This is a genomic window from Trueperella sp. LYQ141 (genome assembly GCF_046599555.1).
Lineage (GTDB): Bacteria > Actinomycetota > Actinomycetes > Actinomycetales > Actinomycetaceae > Trueperella.
On the sequence record NZ_JBKIWQ010000005.1, the window covers coordinates 1 to 16,127 of the forward strand.

14 protein-coding genes and 4 tRNA genes are annotated in these 16,127 nt (G+C 53.7%); 9 read left to right on the plus strand and 9 right to left on the minus strand.

The features are described 5' to 3' along the window. Window positions 1-292: 292 nt before the first annotated feature. Complete coding sequence (locus tag ACLHIJ_RS05160) at window positions 293-508, minus strand: DUF3073 domain-containing protein (RefSeq protein ID WP_411296574.1); 216 nt, start codon at window positions 506-508, stop codon at window positions 293-295. A gap of 864 nt (window positions 509-1,372) precedes the next feature. On the opposite strand from ACLHIJ_RS05160, the gene ACLHIJ_RS05165 reads away from it, so the two are divergent. Then, on the plus strand, window positions 1,373-1,582 hold the full coding sequence (locus ACLHIJ_RS05165; RefSeq protein ID WP_411296573.1) for a BldC family transcriptional regulator: 210 nt from the start codon (window positions 1,373-1,375) through the stop codon (window positions 1,580-1,582). 217 nt (window positions 1,583-1,799) lie between these two features. On the opposite strand, the gene ACLHIJ_RS05170 is transcribed toward ACLHIJ_RS05165, so the two are convergent. From ACLHIJ_RS05170 to ACLHIJ_RS05200, 7 genes are all read right to left on the minus strand, one after another. After that, on the minus strand, window positions 1,800-2,126 hold the full coding sequence (locus tag ACLHIJ_RS05170) for a DUF3618 domain-containing protein (protein ID WP_411296572.1): 327 nt from the start codon (window positions 2,124-2,126) through the stop codon (window positions 1,800-1,802). Continuing rightward, the gene (locus ACLHIJ_RS05175; RefSeq protein ID WP_411296571.1) at window positions 2,123-2,644 is read right to left on the minus strand and encodes a phage holin family protein; all 522 of its coding nucleotides are present in this window, start codon (window positions 2,642-2,644) and stop codon (window positions 2,123-2,125) included. The genes ACLHIJ_RS05170 and ACLHIJ_RS05175 overlap by 4 nt, the downstream gene beginning before the upstream one ends. Before the next feature lie 909 nt (window positions 2,645-3,553). Further along, window positions 3,554-6,016 carry a murein biosynthesis integral membrane protein MurJ gene (gene murJ / locus ACLHIJ_RS05180; protein WP_411298590.1) on the minus strand — a complete coding sequence of 821 codons (2,463 nt, stop codon included), beginning with the start codon at window positions 6,014-6,016 and terminating at the stop codon, window positions 3,554-3,556. 17 nt (window positions 6,017-6,033) lie between these two features. Continuing rightward, window positions 6,034-7,263 (minus strand): ATP-grasp domain-containing protein, encoded by a 1,230-nt coding sequence (locus ACLHIJ_RS05185; protein WP_411296568.1) that lies wholly within the window; start codon window positions 7,261-7,263, stop codon window positions 6,034-6,036. Further along, window positions 7,263-7,338: transfer RNA gene (locus ACLHIJ_RS05190), tRNA-Phe, on the minus strand. The genes ACLHIJ_RS05185 and ACLHIJ_RS05190 overlap by 1 nt, the downstream gene beginning before the upstream one ends. A 40-nt stretch (window positions 7,339-7,378) precedes the next feature. Next, a tRNA-Asp gene (locus tag ACLHIJ_RS05195) sits at window positions 7,379-7,452 on the minus strand. Between the two features lie 70 nt (window positions 7,453-7,522). Then, a tRNA-Glu gene (locus tag ACLHIJ_RS05200) sits at window positions 7,523-7,595 on the minus strand. Window positions 7,596-7,743: 148 nt separating this feature from the next. On the opposite strand from ACLHIJ_RS05200, the gene ACLHIJ_RS05205 reads away from it, so the two are divergent. The 6 genes from ACLHIJ_RS05205 to ACLHIJ_RS05230 all read left to right on the plus strand — a co-directional run bounded on the left by ACLHIJ_RS05205 (window position 7,744) and on the right by ACLHIJ_RS05230 (window position 13,213). Then, window positions 7,744-9,603 (plus strand): mechanosensitive ion channel family protein, encoded by a 1,860-nt coding sequence (locus ACLHIJ_RS05205; RefSeq protein WP_411296567.1) that lies wholly within the window; start codon window positions 7,744-7,746, stop codon window positions 9,601-9,603. Continuing rightward, the gene (gene msrB / locus ACLHIJ_RS05210) at window positions 9,596-10,000 is read left to right on the plus strand and encodes a peptide-methionine (R)-S-oxide reductase MsrB (RefSeq protein WP_411296588.1); all 405 of its coding nucleotides are present in this window, start codon (window positions 9,596-9,598) and stop codon (window positions 9,998-10,000) included. Before ACLHIJ_RS05205 ends, msrB begins: the two co-directional genes overlap by 8 nt. 9 nt (window positions 10,001-10,009) lie before the next feature. After that, window positions 10,010-10,780 carry an endonuclease/exonuclease/phosphatase family protein gene (locus tag ACLHIJ_RS05215; protein ID WP_411296566.1) on the plus strand — a complete coding sequence of 257 codons (771 nt, stop codon included), beginning with the start codon at window positions 10,010-10,012 and terminating at the stop codon, window positions 10,778-10,780. A 238-nt stretch (window positions 10,781-11,018) separates the two neighbouring features. Beyond that, complete coding sequence (locus tag ACLHIJ_RS05220) at window positions 11,019-11,945, plus strand: AEC family transporter (protein WP_411296565.1); 927 nt, start codon at window positions 11,019-11,021, stop codon at window positions 11,943-11,945. After that, a complete protein-coding gene (locus ACLHIJ_RS05225) occupies window positions 11,935-12,885 on the plus strand; it encodes an EamA family transporter (RefSeq protein WP_411296564.1) in 951 nt (316 codons plus the stop codon). The genes ACLHIJ_RS05220 and ACLHIJ_RS05225 overlap by 11 nt, the downstream gene beginning before the upstream one ends. A gap of 256 nt (window positions 12,886-13,141) precedes the next feature. Further along, window positions 13,142-13,213 (plus strand) — tRNA-Lys (locus tag ACLHIJ_RS05230). Window positions 13,214-13,329: 116 nt separating this feature from the next. On the opposite strand, the gene ACLHIJ_RS05235 is transcribed toward ACLHIJ_RS05230, so the two are convergent. After that, window positions 13,330-13,752, minus strand: coding sequence for a hypothetical protein (locus tag ACLHIJ_RS05235; RefSeq protein ID WP_411296563.1), 423 nt, complete (start codon window positions 13,750-13,752; stop codon window positions 13,330-13,332). Between the two features lie 747 nt (window positions 13,753-14,499). Here ACLHIJ_RS05235 and ACLHIJ_RS05240 point away from each other — a divergent pair. After that, the gene (locus ACLHIJ_RS05240) at window positions 14,500-14,889 is read left to right on the plus strand and encodes a YccF domain-containing protein (protein WP_411296587.1); all 390 of its coding nucleotides are present in this window, start codon (window positions 14,500-14,502) and stop codon (window positions 14,887-14,889) included. 214 nt (window positions 14,890-15,103) lie between these two features. Further along, window positions 15,104-16,075: an ABC transporter ATP-binding protein gene (locus ACLHIJ_RS05245; RefSeq protein ID WP_411298591.1), complete on the plus strand. Its 972-nt coding sequence runs from the start codon at window positions 15,104-15,106 to the stop codon at window positions 16,073-16,075. The last annotated feature ends 52 nt before the right edge of the window (window positions 16,076-16,127 follow it).

The window sequence follows — 16,127 nt, forward strand, 5'->3', positions numbered from 1 at the left end:
AATCCCGACAAAAGCAACACAATTTGTCCGACCAATTAGTTGACTACAACCAACTAAAACCCCCACTTTCGCGCATCAACACAACGAAAAACCCGAAAAATAGCAACACATTTTGTCCTATAACCCGAACAGGCGAGGATCCGCAATCAGCTTATGGGTTACAGGGCAGCGTATAAGTGGCAGATTTTGACCTTTAACCCCAGATTTGGCTTAGCTCTAGTGCCTTTCTGGGCGCGACAAATCGCCCCAGGGGGACTGGGGCGACAGACGCTTCGAATACCGAGCTGTGGATTTAGTCCGTGGCAGGTGGGATTTCGTAGGCATCGGGATCGAATTCGGCGTCTGGATCATAATCTGCCCACTTGTCGAATTCGTCATCAGCCTCGTACTCCGGTTCTGACCCGCCGACTAACTCCCGCTCCAGTGCGGCATAGTCCGTCTCGGGACTGTAGTACTTCAGGTTACGTGCAACCTTGCGTTGCTTGGCTCTTTGACGGCCGCGCCCCATATTTGGCTCGACCCCCCTCAACTCGTCTCGGAGCAGGCACATCCGTGCGGCTCCACTCATACTTCTAATGGTTCGTGGGATCTAGTTTACCCTGAATCGATAGGTAATCTCTACGTCGTGAGAAGGGTGATGGCATTAGGCAGATCACGTCGTGGATATATTGTGGGCGATACCTGTGCGAACTAGATCTGTAGTGCGAATATGAATGCTTGATATGGCAAGTAAAGTTGTGGATTCAGTATGAGAGGCCTGCACGGGATGTGTCACTATGTGAGCGAGCGACATGCGGGAGTGTTCACTATTAACGAATTCCGGCGAATGGGGTAGAGGGTATTTGGGCGATGCTAGCTGTGTGATGTGCTAAAAATTCGGAGTTCGCTATCCGTGCATCTAAAACTAAAAGAGCAGGTCAGAGCCTATATGCGCGATTTCCGCGTGAATGAGAGAGTAGCTATATAAATGCTGGTCGTAGGTGAATGTTCTACTTATCGTCCATTTTGACGGTGGAATAGCACCCTCTTGGGAGCTATCTCGGTGCGGTACTTTCGTTTGTCGTGTTTCACATATAAGGTTTCGGGTAATGCATCGTTTTCGTGCTTGGGTGAACTTTGTTCGTACCGTTGGCGTGAGACGATGCTGCAGCACGTTCACTGAACTGAGTGACCTATATGAGAATACGTATCATTTAGGTCATAGCTGAATGTGATCGCGTGCATATAACAGGTATAATTCACGACATGGAGGAAGGTTTGCGGATGGGAGCATGCTTTTTGCGCAAGCATGTTTTCGCTGTCGATCTTCGTCTTTGTAGCCAAAAAGCTACGTTGCAAACAGGTTGTAATGTGGTAAAGCGAGGAAAATACTATGGCTTTTGATAATGATCTAATGACGCCTGCTGAGGTGGCAGCACTCTTCCGTGTTGATCCAAAGACGGTTGCCCGCTGGGCTAATAACGGCGATCTGCCATCAGTTCGCACGCTTGGAGGTCACCGTCGTTTCCCGCGGAGCAAGGTGCTTGAGGCAATGAACCGGGCACAGGTCGTCGAGGAAACCACGGACGAAACTGCAGAGTAAAGCAGCACGCAAATACATCGTCCTATTCGATACGCAGACGATTCTGCGATATCGTGCATGAGGTTCGCCCGGGTGGATGATCCGACCAGCTAGGCGAGATAAATAAGACGTAAACATGTGGGCGGCAGGGAATTCCCTGCCGCCCACACCTGTATTAACACAATGTGGGTGGTGTTGATATATCAACACCACCCACACGCTATCCCGTGCAAGGGCACTATTTCATGATCTTGCGCAATACCAGGAGCGCCACTCCAGCCCCAATTCCGCCGAGGATGGCAAGCGCCTTCTTATCGCCGGATTTTGCGTCAGAAACAAGATTCTGCGCTTGATTCTTCGTCTGAGTGAGCTTCTCCTGAGCGGCAACCTTGACGTCCTCTTTCAGGTTCTTCGGATCAAGGCGAGCTGCCAACTCATTAACCGTATCCGTCAGCTCGGAACGCACGCGCTCTAGATCGCGGCTCACTTCTTCTGCGCTGCGATTATCTGGCACGTTCTTAGGGGCCTCATAATCGGCAGCTTTCTTGTACTGTGCGCTACTCACTTCTTGATTCCCTTCTTGACGGCTGCGACATTCTTTTTCATGCCGCCAGCAGGATCGATCACATTCTTTTTAGCCGCATCCATCTTGCTCTTCCCGATGAGAGCGAGAATGAGAATGACGAGGAGAAGGATACCAGCCACAATCAAAAATGCTGCCCACAGCGGTACGACAAGGGAGAGCGCATAGCCGCCAGCCAGCAACAAAATGCCGAACATATACAGGGCGAGCACGCCAGCGATAGCGAACATCACCCCGCCAGTGCCCAGATTCTTGACCTTTTGGGTAGCCTGCAATTTGGTGTACGTAATCTCGTCACGCACCAAGGCAGAGAACTGAGCCGTCACCTTGGCGACAAGTTCCCCGATGGACTGCGTTCCCGGACCAGACTTCACTGGGCTGCGACCCGATAAGGTCTGAGGGCCTTCAACCGAATGGGTTGTTGGTGCCGGACGAGAATCCCCGGAAAGGGAGATCTTCTCGCTGTCCGTTGTGCGCGATGTGTTGTCTTTATCAGTCACGGATATACTCCTTCAGATGGGCGCGCGGCACGCCCGAGTGTTTCCCCCATTTTTGCACGGAATGATCACTCTTTCGACTCGTTGTTGGCAAATGCACGCAAGGTGAAAGGCACTAGCCCAGCGTAAGAGAATAAAACCGTCTTATCTACGTGTTGCCATCGCTGGATAAAAGTGGGATTTTTCTTGTGATATAGCGAATCCATGCGGCAAAGAAATAACTGATATATGCAAAAGCTGCCTGTGATTCTGCCAGCGTGCATAGCGCTATTGGCTATGCCACATTGCACCAATACGTGCTAGCTAAGATGAGTTTCTTTTTTTGGGGCGGGGAGGGGGATCACCGGCAAAAATCCTAGAGCGCCCTACTAAAGCTGGATATGGCGATAGCCGATGCTTTTTTTGGGGGAAAAGGACGAGGCAGACGCAGCCTATACGACTAGATTCCATTATTCCGGGCGCAATTTATCGGCCCTATGGACTTCGTGTGTGGGAGAAGAAGGATCCCCACCTCGGGCTCAAGAATCATGGATAGAGATGACGGATAGCCTGCTGCGTGTTGCTTTGCTCGGTAGGAGCTGAGCAAAGCGCCTAGCGCACCATCACTAGAGCACGGAGATAAGCGCGCTATGTGCCAGGGTATTCCTTATTCCTAAATGTATATCTCGGCGCTGGGCCTCGTGTTAGCCTGACTAGACTACTTAAACCACGCAATCACCAATCGAGATCGGGGCAATCCGAATACGCTAGCTGCGTGGCGCGCTGTGCCAATCCCAAACGCTTACTGTGTGAATATCGCGCCGAGCCAAACGCTACCGAGCTTAAGTATGCCTTAGTATCCGTGGAGCTAAGGTTGCTGAATACCGCTCTATCTGCGTGTGGTAGTGACGGAGCAGCGCCGCTACCTAGACCTCAGCGCTGTTTATCCGAACGAGGAGAGCGGCGATCAGATGATTCCCCAGAACGCCCGCTCTGCGGCGAGGATTGACGTTTTTGGGTGGAGCGTGCCGGATACTGTTTTGAGCTCTTCGTTGCCTGATCGCCACGGCGTCGATTGGTACGCTCAGGCTGTTGTTGAGCCGAATGTGGCTTTCCGGTGTGTTGACGAGTTGAAGAAGACTGATTACCGCCAGCAAAAGAACCTCGGGTCGCACGCCCTGACGCGCCATCTGCAGAACGTGGATTGTGTGGCTGCTTCTTTTTCGGGTACTTTCGCTCGTCAGGGCGTGACCGCTCGTTGGTGCGCGGCGTGGGGCGAACCGTGCGCAGGCGATCAGCCCGTTGCCCCTCTGCTCCGGGAGCTGCTGAGGAGTGAACAGAGCCATACCCCCCGTTGCTCTGTGGTGGGCGCGGAGGATAAGGCGGAATACGCCCATCTGGAGTCTTAGCAGCATAGGTGCGCCCAGATCGAGATGAGGTCGCAGATCGCGATGATCCTGCAGATTGAGGCGACCCACCATTAGTAGGTGGCGTTCCCCGTCGGGTAAAACGGGCTATTAATCTGCGTAGATAGCCTATGACAGTGTAAGTTTCAGGCATTCGGAAAATCGCCATCAGGATCAGGAACACCACACACATCATGGCGCCCACGCCGACGAAAGCCAACAAAGATCGAGATAAGCTGCTCGCTAGCTGCCACGAGCCAATCATGCGGATAGGAAGCCAGCCGATAATCCCCGTCAGGATACCAATGACCAGCAGTTTGCTGTGCGTGATCGCGTCGCGGCGCAACTCCAATCCGCCGAGGCGACGATGCAGGAGATAATACGTGACGAAACCAGAGAAAATATTAGCGCTGGCCATGACGATCCCAACCCCGATAGTTACCCAGCGCGGGGGCAGGAAACCGCAGACGATGAAGCCGAGGAAACCAAAAATTTGCCACGGCAAACTGACAAAGAATGCGGTGCGGGTATCCTCCAAAGCGTAGTAGACCTTATTAAAGACGGTTGCTGCACCGACGCCAACCAGACCGCACGACATGACCACAAGCACGCGAGACAAGGTGACAATATCGGTGGCACTAACCGAGGGGACGAGCAACCGCGACAGCGGAATCGCCAAAACAATCAAAGCCGCAGTAGCCAAGGCATTGAACATGGAGACGGTGCGCAAAGTCAAGGACGTATCGGCGCGCACCGCTTTCATATTCTCGCTGATGGCAGAGCGGGCCAAACGGGTAAAAACAGCGGTAGTAATCGAGACAGTGATTAATGACGTAGGCAAGGAATATGCGGCATAAGCCGTGGTGTAGGCATAGTTGCCTGCGATTTGCGCCAGTTCCATGCCCGCGCGGCTTGCTCTGGCGGTCGCTCCCGCACAGACGTTCGTCTGTACCATTGTGGAAAATAGCCCGGTAATCATTGTCGCCATCATCCACGTCGAGGCGCGCCCAGCTTTGCCAAGACCTGAGCCACGCCAACGGAAATCAGGGCGGAAATGAATCCCTAAGCGCCGCATAGGGATAACGAGAACGAGCGCCTGGATGATGATTCCCAGCGTCGAGACGCCCCCTAAAAGGCAGGCCCGCCATCCCATCCACTGATCGGCGGTTGATGGGGAAGCCGCATTTTCTGAACCGAACAGCGCCAACATGAGCAGCAAGCCAGCGATAGCTACCACGTTATTCAATACCGGCGCCCACATGTACGGCCCAAAGTTTTCGCGAGCATTGAGAATCTGACCGAAAATGGTGTACATGCCGTAGAAGAAGATTTGTGGCAAACACCAGTAAGCAAACAGGACAGTCAAGCGATACCACTGCGGTTGCATGGACGCAGCGAAGAGCTTAACAACGATCGGTGCGCATAGGGCGATGAGGATCGTCAGTGCCCCTAAGACCACAATCGACAACGTGAGCAGTTTATTGATGAACGCCTGACCGCCATCGCTGGACGTTTTCATTGCACGAACGATAGCCGGCACCAGCACAGCATTGACTAAACCACCAGCAATCACCATATACAGCAGATTGGGGGCAGAGTTAGCCACATCAAAAGAATTAGATACCGACGAGGTAAGACCGACAACGGCGCCAAGCAGAATAGGGGAGCGAACCATCCCTAAGACGCGGGAGGTCAACGTCCCTAAGAACATGATCAGTGATGAGTGTGCAGTGGACGTATGCGATTGGCTACTGGGAGCTGGCTGTGGTGTGCGCCGGTCAGGAGCACCAGAACGGTATGAGTGCGGCGAAACGGTACGGGGCTCCGCGCCCTTGTGTGAGCGAGCAGGCGCAGATGGGTGCACAGAAATATCTCGCTGACCTGATGTTATTCGGGTGCTGTGAGTGCCTCGATCGGAATGTGACCGAGGAATAAGAGGTTCAGCTCCGCGGCCATGACGCGGCTTGTAGCTCGACAGCCCGAAATTCATACAGTAATGGTAACGAATTAGAACCCAGAGTCAGTGGGGTGTGGATAGTAGTGTCTTGTGCGCCGCAGATGGTTAATGGTCGAAGCGGCACGGAAAAACAGTCGTTGGGGGTGAAAATCTGGCCAGTAGTCAAGCGGATTGACGGTGTTGGCGCGAGCAGCGCGAATCCGTCGGCGCAGTTCCGGATCTCGAATATATCGCCGAGAAGCCAAAAAACGGGGCAGGACGGCGAAAATTCCTTCTCGTTGGAGGCGTTGGATCGACCCGCAGGGGCGTGAGAGCGCGTCGTCGGTAACCGCCTGAGCAACATTGACCCCGCCGACATTCAGATAATAACTTCCTCGCCCCATTCTCGGATTCAAGTCGAGCCAGTAGACGGTTCCATCGCGCGGATCTATTTTGACATCCAGGGAGAAGAAACCAGTTAACCCGATACGTTCAACAATTGCCAGCCCTTGCCGGACAAGTTCGGGGTGGTCACACACGAGAATCAGACCAGCGTTTCCGAGTTGGGTTGGATCATGCAGACCCAAGAGAACCTGACCCGAACCCACGGCGGCAAGCTGCCCATCGCGACGAATATAGCCATTGACAACCCATTGAGTCGTATCGTCGCCAGGAATGAGCTCTTGAACGATCATATTAATTCCGGTTGGCGCAATATGATCGAGATAGGCATAGAGATCTTCCCACGTGGCGAACGGAGCCACTTTTTCTACTCCACAGGTACGTAGTCGCAAGTAATCCGGGCCATTAGCAGGCTTTACAACATACGGCGCGCGCAGATGGCGAACATTATCCCAGCTACTGCGATCGGATAGCTGGATGTGTATTGAAGCGGGGTAATGGCAGCCTGCCTGCTCAACGTAGTGCGCAAATTGCGATTTATCATTAGCGGCATCAATAACCTCAGCCGGTGGCGCCGGAATGAACCACTGTGGCTCTAACTCAGCTCGATGGGTGGTTCCAATACGCAGGGCTTCGTCGAGATTTCCCAGCATGAGCAGATGTTTTCCGCTGTGTTCGTCAGCAATATCTTTCATGATGGGAACGAGACGCGCAGGATCAGTCAGGGAGCCGGAGGGCAACATGCGCACGTCAAGAATCCGAGAATGGTTGATATTGCCGCGCATCCAATCGGTAAGAACGAGGGTTTTTATTCCATACGTTTCATGAAAAAGTCGGGCGACCGAGTACTCGGCTAGGTCAGCCCCAAAAACCACAGGTACGATTGGTGGAACATCCATGGTGGCTCCGACCGGCGTCGATCCGGTGACCTTCCGATTTTCAGTCGGACGCTCTACCAACTGAGCTACAGAGCCAGTGAGAAAAAACGCCCGAATAAACCGGGCGAATCTCCTGCGACCCTGACGGGACTTGAACCCGCGACCTCCGCCGTGACAGGGCGGCGCGCTAACCAACTGCGCTACAGGGCCAGTGTGCTTTCGCACTGTGCTGATATCGACGGCATATCTGCCATTTGTATCAGCGCTTCCGAAGAAGCAGTACCCCCAACCGGATTCGAACCGGTGTTATCGCCGTGAAAGGGCGGTGTCCTAGGCCTCTAGACGATGGGGGCTTAGTGACTCTCGTCGTTATTCCGAACCAGCTTTACTTGGAGGAACTCGACTAGCATAGGCAGGAATTAGTGAAAATGCAAAATCAAAAAGGCGTGGTCTGGGACACGTTCGAGCAGGGTGGGGCGTTCCTCGCCTAGGCTGGTATTCATGCATGCATGTATTTGGGCTCTGTCATCGGCATTTCTTGCCTCTCCGTCGCCAGATAGTACGGATACGCCTGGCGATATTAGCGCGCCAGTTGGAGAAGCAGTTGCCGCCACCTTTGACGTCCTCGCCTTAGCAATGGCGGTGGCAATTGGGGTGGGAATCGGCATACTGGTCGGATTTATCGTCGTGGGAATTTTGCGAGCAGTTGGGCGTCGCCATCACTACGTCGATCCGGTTGCGCGTTCGGTATCGCGCCGGTTGGAAATCCTGCTCCTTATTATCGGCGGCTGGATGGGATTGATCCACGGGCGGCGGGCGATTTTGCCTGGTTTAGAGCCGGCATGGGTTGCCGTCCTCGATCAAATTTTCCTTATTGTTGTTATTCTTGCCGTCACTTGGTGCGTCGTCGGTTTAGCTAACGGGTTGATCGAAGCGATAAATCTGCGCATGGCAGAAGCCTCCGAGGGGCGTGCGGCCCGAGTAAAGACGCAGACTCAAATTTTGCGTCGCGTGCTGGTATGCGTGCTGTGGCTACTCGGTATCGCCGGTGTGCTGTTGACTTTTCCGGCGGCACGGGCGGCTGGCGCCTCCATCTTTGCCTCAGCCGGCATCATCTCCGTCGTTGCTGGTTTAGCTGCGCAAACCACGCTAGGTAACGTCTTTGCTGGACTCCAGCTTGCGTTCACTGATTCGATTCGGGTGGGGGATATCGTCATGTACGAAACCCACTACACCACCGTGGAAGAAATCACTTTGACCTATGTGGTCCTCGCGGTGTGGGATGGGCGACGAATCATTGTTCCCTCAACGATCATGACCACAAAATCTTTTGAGAATTGGACTCGCCGTGCGCCGCAAATGACGGGTGACGTCACCTGGGAAGTGGATTGGGCGGTTCCCATTGACGCAGCGCGCATGCAACTCGAACATATCCTGCACAGCACAGACCTGTGGGATGGGCGTACTGGAGTCATGCAAGTCTCGGACGCCACACGCAATAGCTCGCTGACCTTGCGGGCCATCATCTCGGCAAAAGATTCTCCGACGTTAACGGACCTGAAGAACTACGTGCGTGAAGAGTTCGTGAAGTGGATCCAGTACGAAGCCACCTATGCCATGCCGCATATTCGGAAGATTGACGACGATATGCAACCAGTGGTTGAGCTCAATGAAGCAACCTTGGCGCAGGTTTCGGCTCGTTTAGAGGATCGCCCGCCGACGTTCATGCCGGCAGCAGTGGCCCATGATGAAGCCCGCGATACCCGTGAAACAGAAGTGATCTCAGCCGAAGCAGTTGAACAACTATTACGGATTCCAGTGCGGGAACGAGCCGCGCAGTTAGCACAGCAGGGAGTTACCGGGCCGATGGTTTCCCATCCGACGGTCATTACCGACGGGCATAAGTCTGCACTCTTCACTGGCTCGCCAGAAGCGGATAAATTGGCAGAGAAATACGCTGGTCCAGGGCGAGCTGCATACGAGGAGCGTCAGCGAACTTTAGAGAGAAATCTCCATCCGCAGATGCGTAGCCAGAGGCAATACCCAGAGGAAATTCATGAGCCGGAAAAAACGGCGAGCAACGATAGCGGCAATACGCCTGTGTCAGAAAACCCCATCCACTTAGGCGGTGAACGCGCTGAATATCTAAGTGACCAGTCTGATAACGACGAATATGTGGCGGCAGAGCGTGCAATGCGACATTCTGCCTCGAAGGTAGTGGGCAATTCGGCATTGGGTGCTCCGGTAGCAGGTGAAGCAGCGGTAGAGACCCCTGAAACAGCAGATAACTCAGTAAGAGGTAATCCGGCAGCAGGGAGCTCGACAGCCAGTGATTCGCCGGAGAGAGGCAAAAATGGATAATCCGGCACAATATTCGGAACAGCAGTGGCGCCAGCTCCTCACTCCGATTGAGTATCACGTACTGCGGCAAGCCGGTACAGAGCGGCCAGGGAGCGGCGAACTGCTATATGAGCAGCGTTCAGGGATGTATCATTGCCGCGCCTGCGATCAACCGCTATTTACCTCAAAAACAAAATTTGATTCGCATTGCGGATGGCCCTCGTTCTACGATCCTGACGAGCGTGAGGCAGTGGTCTACGTGAGGGATCATTCAGCCGGTATGGTTCGCACGGAGGTTCGTTGTGCTCGATGCCATTCGCATCTAGGGCACGTCTTTTCCGATGCGCCACACACGCCAACAGGTTTGCGCTATTGCATGAACTCTGTTGCTCTGAGGTTTGTGGCTGACGAGGAATAGCGCACTCTGATGACGAAACTGCTGACCCTCAATATCCAGTACGGTCAACCTGTGCCCGTGGGATATGCGATTGCCGACCCACAGTTGCGTAGCAACGGTCCCGAATCAATATCGCTGCTAGCTCGGAGTATCGCCCAATTAGCCCCCGATATTGTGGGGGTACAAGAAGTGGATCGAGGAAAGCCTCGTTCTGCATGGGTAGATCAACTAGCTGTTCTTGCCCAACACACGGGATTACAGCCCTATTTTGCCCGCACGAAATGGCATTACGGCATGGGCTTGCTCACTCGCTATCCCGTGCATGAGGTACATGTGCGGCGATTGCCGGGGCGGCGTAGCCCATGGATTCCTGCCGATACGGTGCATCCTCGCGGGCGGATTAAATGGCCAGATCCGCGGGCGTGCCTATATGGGATTGTTGAAAGCGAGGGTGGGCCACTTGCTCTAGGGGTTACGCATTTATCGACGGTTCGCCGCGTTGCACTGACTCAACTGGACGCCGCGTTAGCGCATCTGGCAGATTTTGCGCACGGTTTGCCCATGATCCTCATGGGCGATATGAACTTGCGTTTGCCTTATATCGAGGAAGCGCTATCGCCACAGCTGGGAGTAATGCCGCTTGTTCGGGCTAATGCTTCACCGAATTGGCAGCCGTTCTTCCAAATTGACCATATCCTCGGGCGCGGGGTGCGCCTCATCGATTCGCGGGTAGTTTCTTTCCCGATCTCTGACCATGCGGGATTATTCGTCCGTCTTGATGAAAAATATTCGTGTTCCTGAGGCGTGTTTTTCTTAGTAGTGAGATGGCGAGTTGTGGCACGCTGCGTTAGTGCGTTAGTGCGTTAGTGCGTTAGTGCGTTAGTGCGTTAGTGCGTTAGTGCGTTAGTGCGTTAGTGCGTTAGTGCGTTAGTGCGTTAGTGCAGGCCATAGCCCAATACCACATACTTCAACGCAGTGAGAACCAGTGCGGCAAATGGACAAAACTGCACGTTCCTTACAGCCGGCGTAGGGTGTGAGCGTGGGAGATGTCGTTCTGAGCGTTTGGGTGCTCGTCGTATTTATGATGATCGGCTTCGTTCTGGTCAAAATGCGAATCCTCAACCCGGGCGACGATCGAGAACTATCAAAACTCGTTTTTTATATCACCATGCCTGCCATGCTCTTTCGCACGGTTAGCGTAGCGCGCATTAATGACGTTTTTTCGCTTGGATTGGCAACGAACATTATTGTCGCTATAACGCTTATGGCAGGTTATCTCCTCATCGCTCGTCGGCTATTTGGCCTGCGTGATGGGCAGGAGATTCTGGGGGCATTCGCGTCGGGATATACCAATGCTGGGAATATTGGTATCCCGTTTTTGATTGCGACCGTAGGGGAGGCGACGGCAGCCGCTGGCATCATCCTATTCCAGGTTCTTATCCTGGTGCCGACGCTATTCGTCCTCCTTGATCGCACAACCGGCCGCTCTAGCTCGCGGATGATACTGCAACTTGCCCATGCCTTCCGCCAGCCGCCACTGGTGGCATTATTGGCCGGCATTGCCGTCATGCTTGCCGGAATATCTGTTCCGCGGGTGGTCTGGGTTCCGGTTAATACCCTGGCTGACGCAACGATTCCCATCATGATGATCGCTATGGGAGTGAGTCTTGCGACGGCGAATCCTCCGAAACTGAACCGAGAATCGCTGCCGCTATTTACTGCGATATGTTTCCGTATTGTCCTTAGCCCGATACTGACGTATGCGCTTGCAATGGCCTTGGGTGTGCGGGGGATGACGCTGTTGGCGGCGATGGTCGTCTCTATTTTCCCCACAGCGAATAACCTGTTTGCTATCTCCCAGCAATATGACGTAAATGTTGGGCTAGTGCGGGATTCTGTGGTGGTGACGGCACTGGCTTCCATGCCCGCTCTCCTCATTATTGCTGCGGTGTTCCATGTTTCCTAAGCTGTCTTCGAGTTCTAATGCGGGGGCTTCACATGCCCAGGTCAGTGCCAATCCCCACGTAAACACCGCCAATATGAGTGCCACTGCTCATCTGGGTGCCGCCGGAGCAGTAATCCTCTCGGGGGTGATCCAGTACGTCGGAGCGGCCGTTGCTGTGCGGTTATTTGCAGTGGCGGCAGTCCTTGCGGTGGGCTGGGGGCGCGTTGCGGTTGGTGCGCTCGTGATGTTGATCTGGCAGCGTCCCCGTCTTGCTCGGCGCGCCTGGGGATGGGCGGCATGTTACGGGCTGACGCTGGTAACGATGAATATGCTGTTCTATATTGCGATTTCACGTATTCCGCTCGGTTCTGCAGTCGCTGTGGAATATATCGGCCCAATTCTCCTTGCGGTATGTTCGGCGCGTACCCGACGAATCTATCTTGCGGTAGCCTGTGCCGCCTGCGGTGTAGGGGCGATTTCCTGGGCAGGTGTGCGCCTGGAACAAACAGGAGTGCTGCTGGGAATCGGAGCAGCGTTTGCGGCGGGAATAGCCTGGGCGGGCTATCTGTGGATTGGCGGCAAAATAGCGAAAATGGTGGGCGGGTACAGCGCGCTCGCAGTAGGTATGGGAATCGGTTGCCTGTGTTACGCTCCGCTCGCGGTGTCACAAACTGGCGTTATCTTTGCGCACCCGAGATTTCTCGGGATGATGATTATTGTGGGAATCTGTTCGTCAGTAGTTCCCTACGTTATTGACGCACGTATCCTGCGCAATATACCGGCTGGTCAGTATGCGTTGTTCAATGCGATTTTACCGGCGACCTCAGCCGTGGTGGCCGTTTTCCTCCTACGCCAGTTGCCAGGGGTGGGAGATATTGTGGGGATTGCACTTGTTACCTGTGCGGTTCTGCTGGTCAGCAGTGAGTCGATACGAAGTCGGCACGCCAGGCCAGATATGTAGCTAGCACTGATCCGTATGGGCGAATAAGGCTGAGTTAGCCTGAGAAATGACTGAGATAGCAGGGAAAGTGGTGGCGATCTCATCACTTGTGGGGATTTGAATTTTATTCGCGGGGATTCCTCAGGTAGACTCTGTGCGAGTCAGTGGCATGCGTGATGCTAGGTTCGCTTAGCTGCCGGTGAGCCCTCATTCACATCGTTGAATAGGGATCTGTTGGTGGCGCACCCGCTGGCGTGTGTGCGCAAGATCAGTGCACGGGCCTCTAGCTCAATGGTAGAGCAGCGGACTTTTAATCCGTAGGTTGTGGGTTCGAGTCCCACGGGGCCTACTGTAAGACGCCGGTGGCTGGTTACAATTGTGGGAACCAGCCACCGGCGTCTTTATGCGCACATATTTGCGGCATTCGTATCCAGAGCGAATAGGATTACGCCTTATTCTGCAAGCCTATTTCTTCAGATACCCCGCAGCATCACATGCTTTTACCGTCTCCTGCAGGGAAGTCTTCAACTCGTTGTAGAGCTTCTTATCTCCTTGGAAGTTGCCTGGAGAGATGGTGTGTGCCCACGCGTCATACTTGGTGTGAGCGTCGTGGAAAGCAGTTTTCAGGTTAGCGGGCTGCAAATCCATCGGGTCTGCGCTCACTGCGATTTGGCGAATACGGGGCAGGGCAGTCTTTAACCGATACGTCAGCGGTTCGCTGGGATCGGTAAACTTCGCGACGGCTTTATCAAAATTCGTGCAAAGAGTGATCGCCTTGTCATTCGCAGGCGCTGAAGCATTATCGTCAGTTTTGCTCTCAGTAGATGAACTACAAGCGGTTAGCGCCACCAACGTGGCGGCAATAGAAATCATGATCTTGGTTTTCATGGAGTCTATGCTAGTGCTCCGCGGTGTAGAAAGCCTGGAAGCGGGCAGTGGGGAAGTGACTGTTTCGTCATAGCTGACGATGAAAGCTGTGCGTATGCAAGGTGTTAGTAAGGTGAAGGGTATGGGGCAAAATCGTGAATTGAGATATTCCCTGGGCGTAATTCATAGGTGAATGCCAAGGGCAGAAACAGTGGAACGTATCAGGATAGGGCCTTCGTATTTCAGACGGGATATGTATGAGAAAAACTATTCTGTTAGGTGGTGTACTCGTCTGGAACGTCTCGGTATATCCAAGGTATGTACCCAGATATAGCAATTAGGGTGTAGCGATATGGCCTAGGGTATGGCAGACGTATCTAGCTTGATATGCCTAATGTGTTAATCTAACGCGACTCGGCATGGTTGGTGGTGCCTGCGCGCAGCCAGTTTCTATGACGAGATACATTCCGCATGATTTGGCGTGATATAGCCAGTTCGCCGTCGCTAGATATGATCTGCTCTGGGGCAGCTCGGCCCTCGCCTGCCTTACTGCCTTTCTCCCGAAAACTGAGCCGGAAATCCTTGGTGGCTGGAACCTTGCGATGATTGTGCACGTGCAATTGCCGGATGACCTGCGGTAAATACCCCCAGATCGGGCAGCGCATACTGTTGTACGAGTAATCCTGCTGCAGGCGGAGCGTGCTCGCCACCACGTGCTCGGCAAATCTGGAAGAATCTTCTCGTTGCTACGCGGAAGGCGGTGGAGTTATGCGCTTGGTCCTTAATGTGATCTGGCTGGTTTTCGGTGGTTTCTGGCTATTCCTTGGCTACGTATTCTTCGGCGTGATCGCCTGCCTGCTCATTATCACTGCACCGGCTGGTTTGGCATGTTTTCGGATTGCGCGATACGTGCTGTGGCCCTTTGGTCTGACGGTTGTTTCCCGCCCGCATGTGCAACCCCTCTCGGAGGTATCTAATATCATTTGGTTTGTATGTGCTGGATTGTGGCTGTCGATCGGGCATGTGATTACTGCTTGTGCTCAGGCGGTGACGATTATTGGGCTTCCGCTTGCGGTGGCAAATATTAAGCTCATTCCAGTGACGTGTTTTCCCTTTGGTAAGCAGGTAGTAGCGCGCGGGACGAATACGCTTTTCTAAGTTCTTGAGGTCTGTTGAGCAATGCTATCCGCGCTTAACTCTCAAATGATCGACGCTCACCCTTCCTTTGCGTTCGCCACGGTTTGTACCTAAAACACCTGACAGATTCCATCAGCCCCGCTGGAGGCGCGGCACGTCAGTAAAAACGATGTGAGCTATGTTTCGAAATAGGGGGGGGTAGCAGGCTATGCCTGGAGGTGTTCTAATGGAGGTCATGAGTATGCATCGGGAATCGTCATCAGCAATGGATGCCGTGCGGGCAGCGGCTGGCGCCAATACCCTACCAGCAACTGACGGCGTTACCGCGATCAAATTAACCCATATTTCTAAGCGTTACCGCAATGTGCAGGCAGTCAATGATCTGAGTTTGACGGTGCAGCCCGGTGAGGTTATCGCGCTACTTGGCCCTAACGGGGCAGGAAAGACAACGACTATCGATATTGCGTTGGGATTGATTACGTCGGATTCCGGTTCGGCCACGCTTTTTGGCATGGATCCGCATACTGCGATTCGACGCGGTTTAGTGGGTGTGGTCCAGCAGAGCGATACGTTGCGCGGAGAAATGACGGTCGCTCAGATGGTGAAGATGATTGCGGCGACGCACGGCAAACCGCGATCCGTTGATGAGGTATTCGTAGCGACAGGTATTGCCCACCTGGCCAACCGCAAAGTGCAAAAGTGTTCAGGTGGAGAAAAGCAACGAATTCGTCTGGCTATTGCACTACTTTCCGATCCGTTTTTGCTTATTTTGGATGAGCCGACGACGGGGATGGATGTGGATGGGCGTCGGGAATTCTGGGAATTTATGGAGCGGGAGGCTCGGCGCGGGCGAAGCATCGTATTCGCGACCCACTATCTCGCAGAAGCTGAATCCTACGCCGCTCGAACGATTATCATGCGCAACGGTGAAATTATTGCCGATGGATCAACGGCAGCTTTGCGAGATAGCTTTGCGCATTACACCCTGCTGGCTTCTTATAGCGGAGAAGAAGCGGCACTAAAGAATGTCTTAGCGGGATGTGACTGCGAGGTGGTGTGTGAGCCAGGGAAGGTGAAGATCACTGGAAAAGATCTTGATGAGGTAGCGCGCATTGCCTTGGGTGTACCCGGTATTCGTCATGTGACGATTACACAATCGTCGTTAGAGGATGTTTACACAACTCTCGTTGAAGCGGAAAGGGCTTAATATGAGCGTTACTATCTGCAATTCGTTATCTGCTGCGGAGATTGCCGATCGT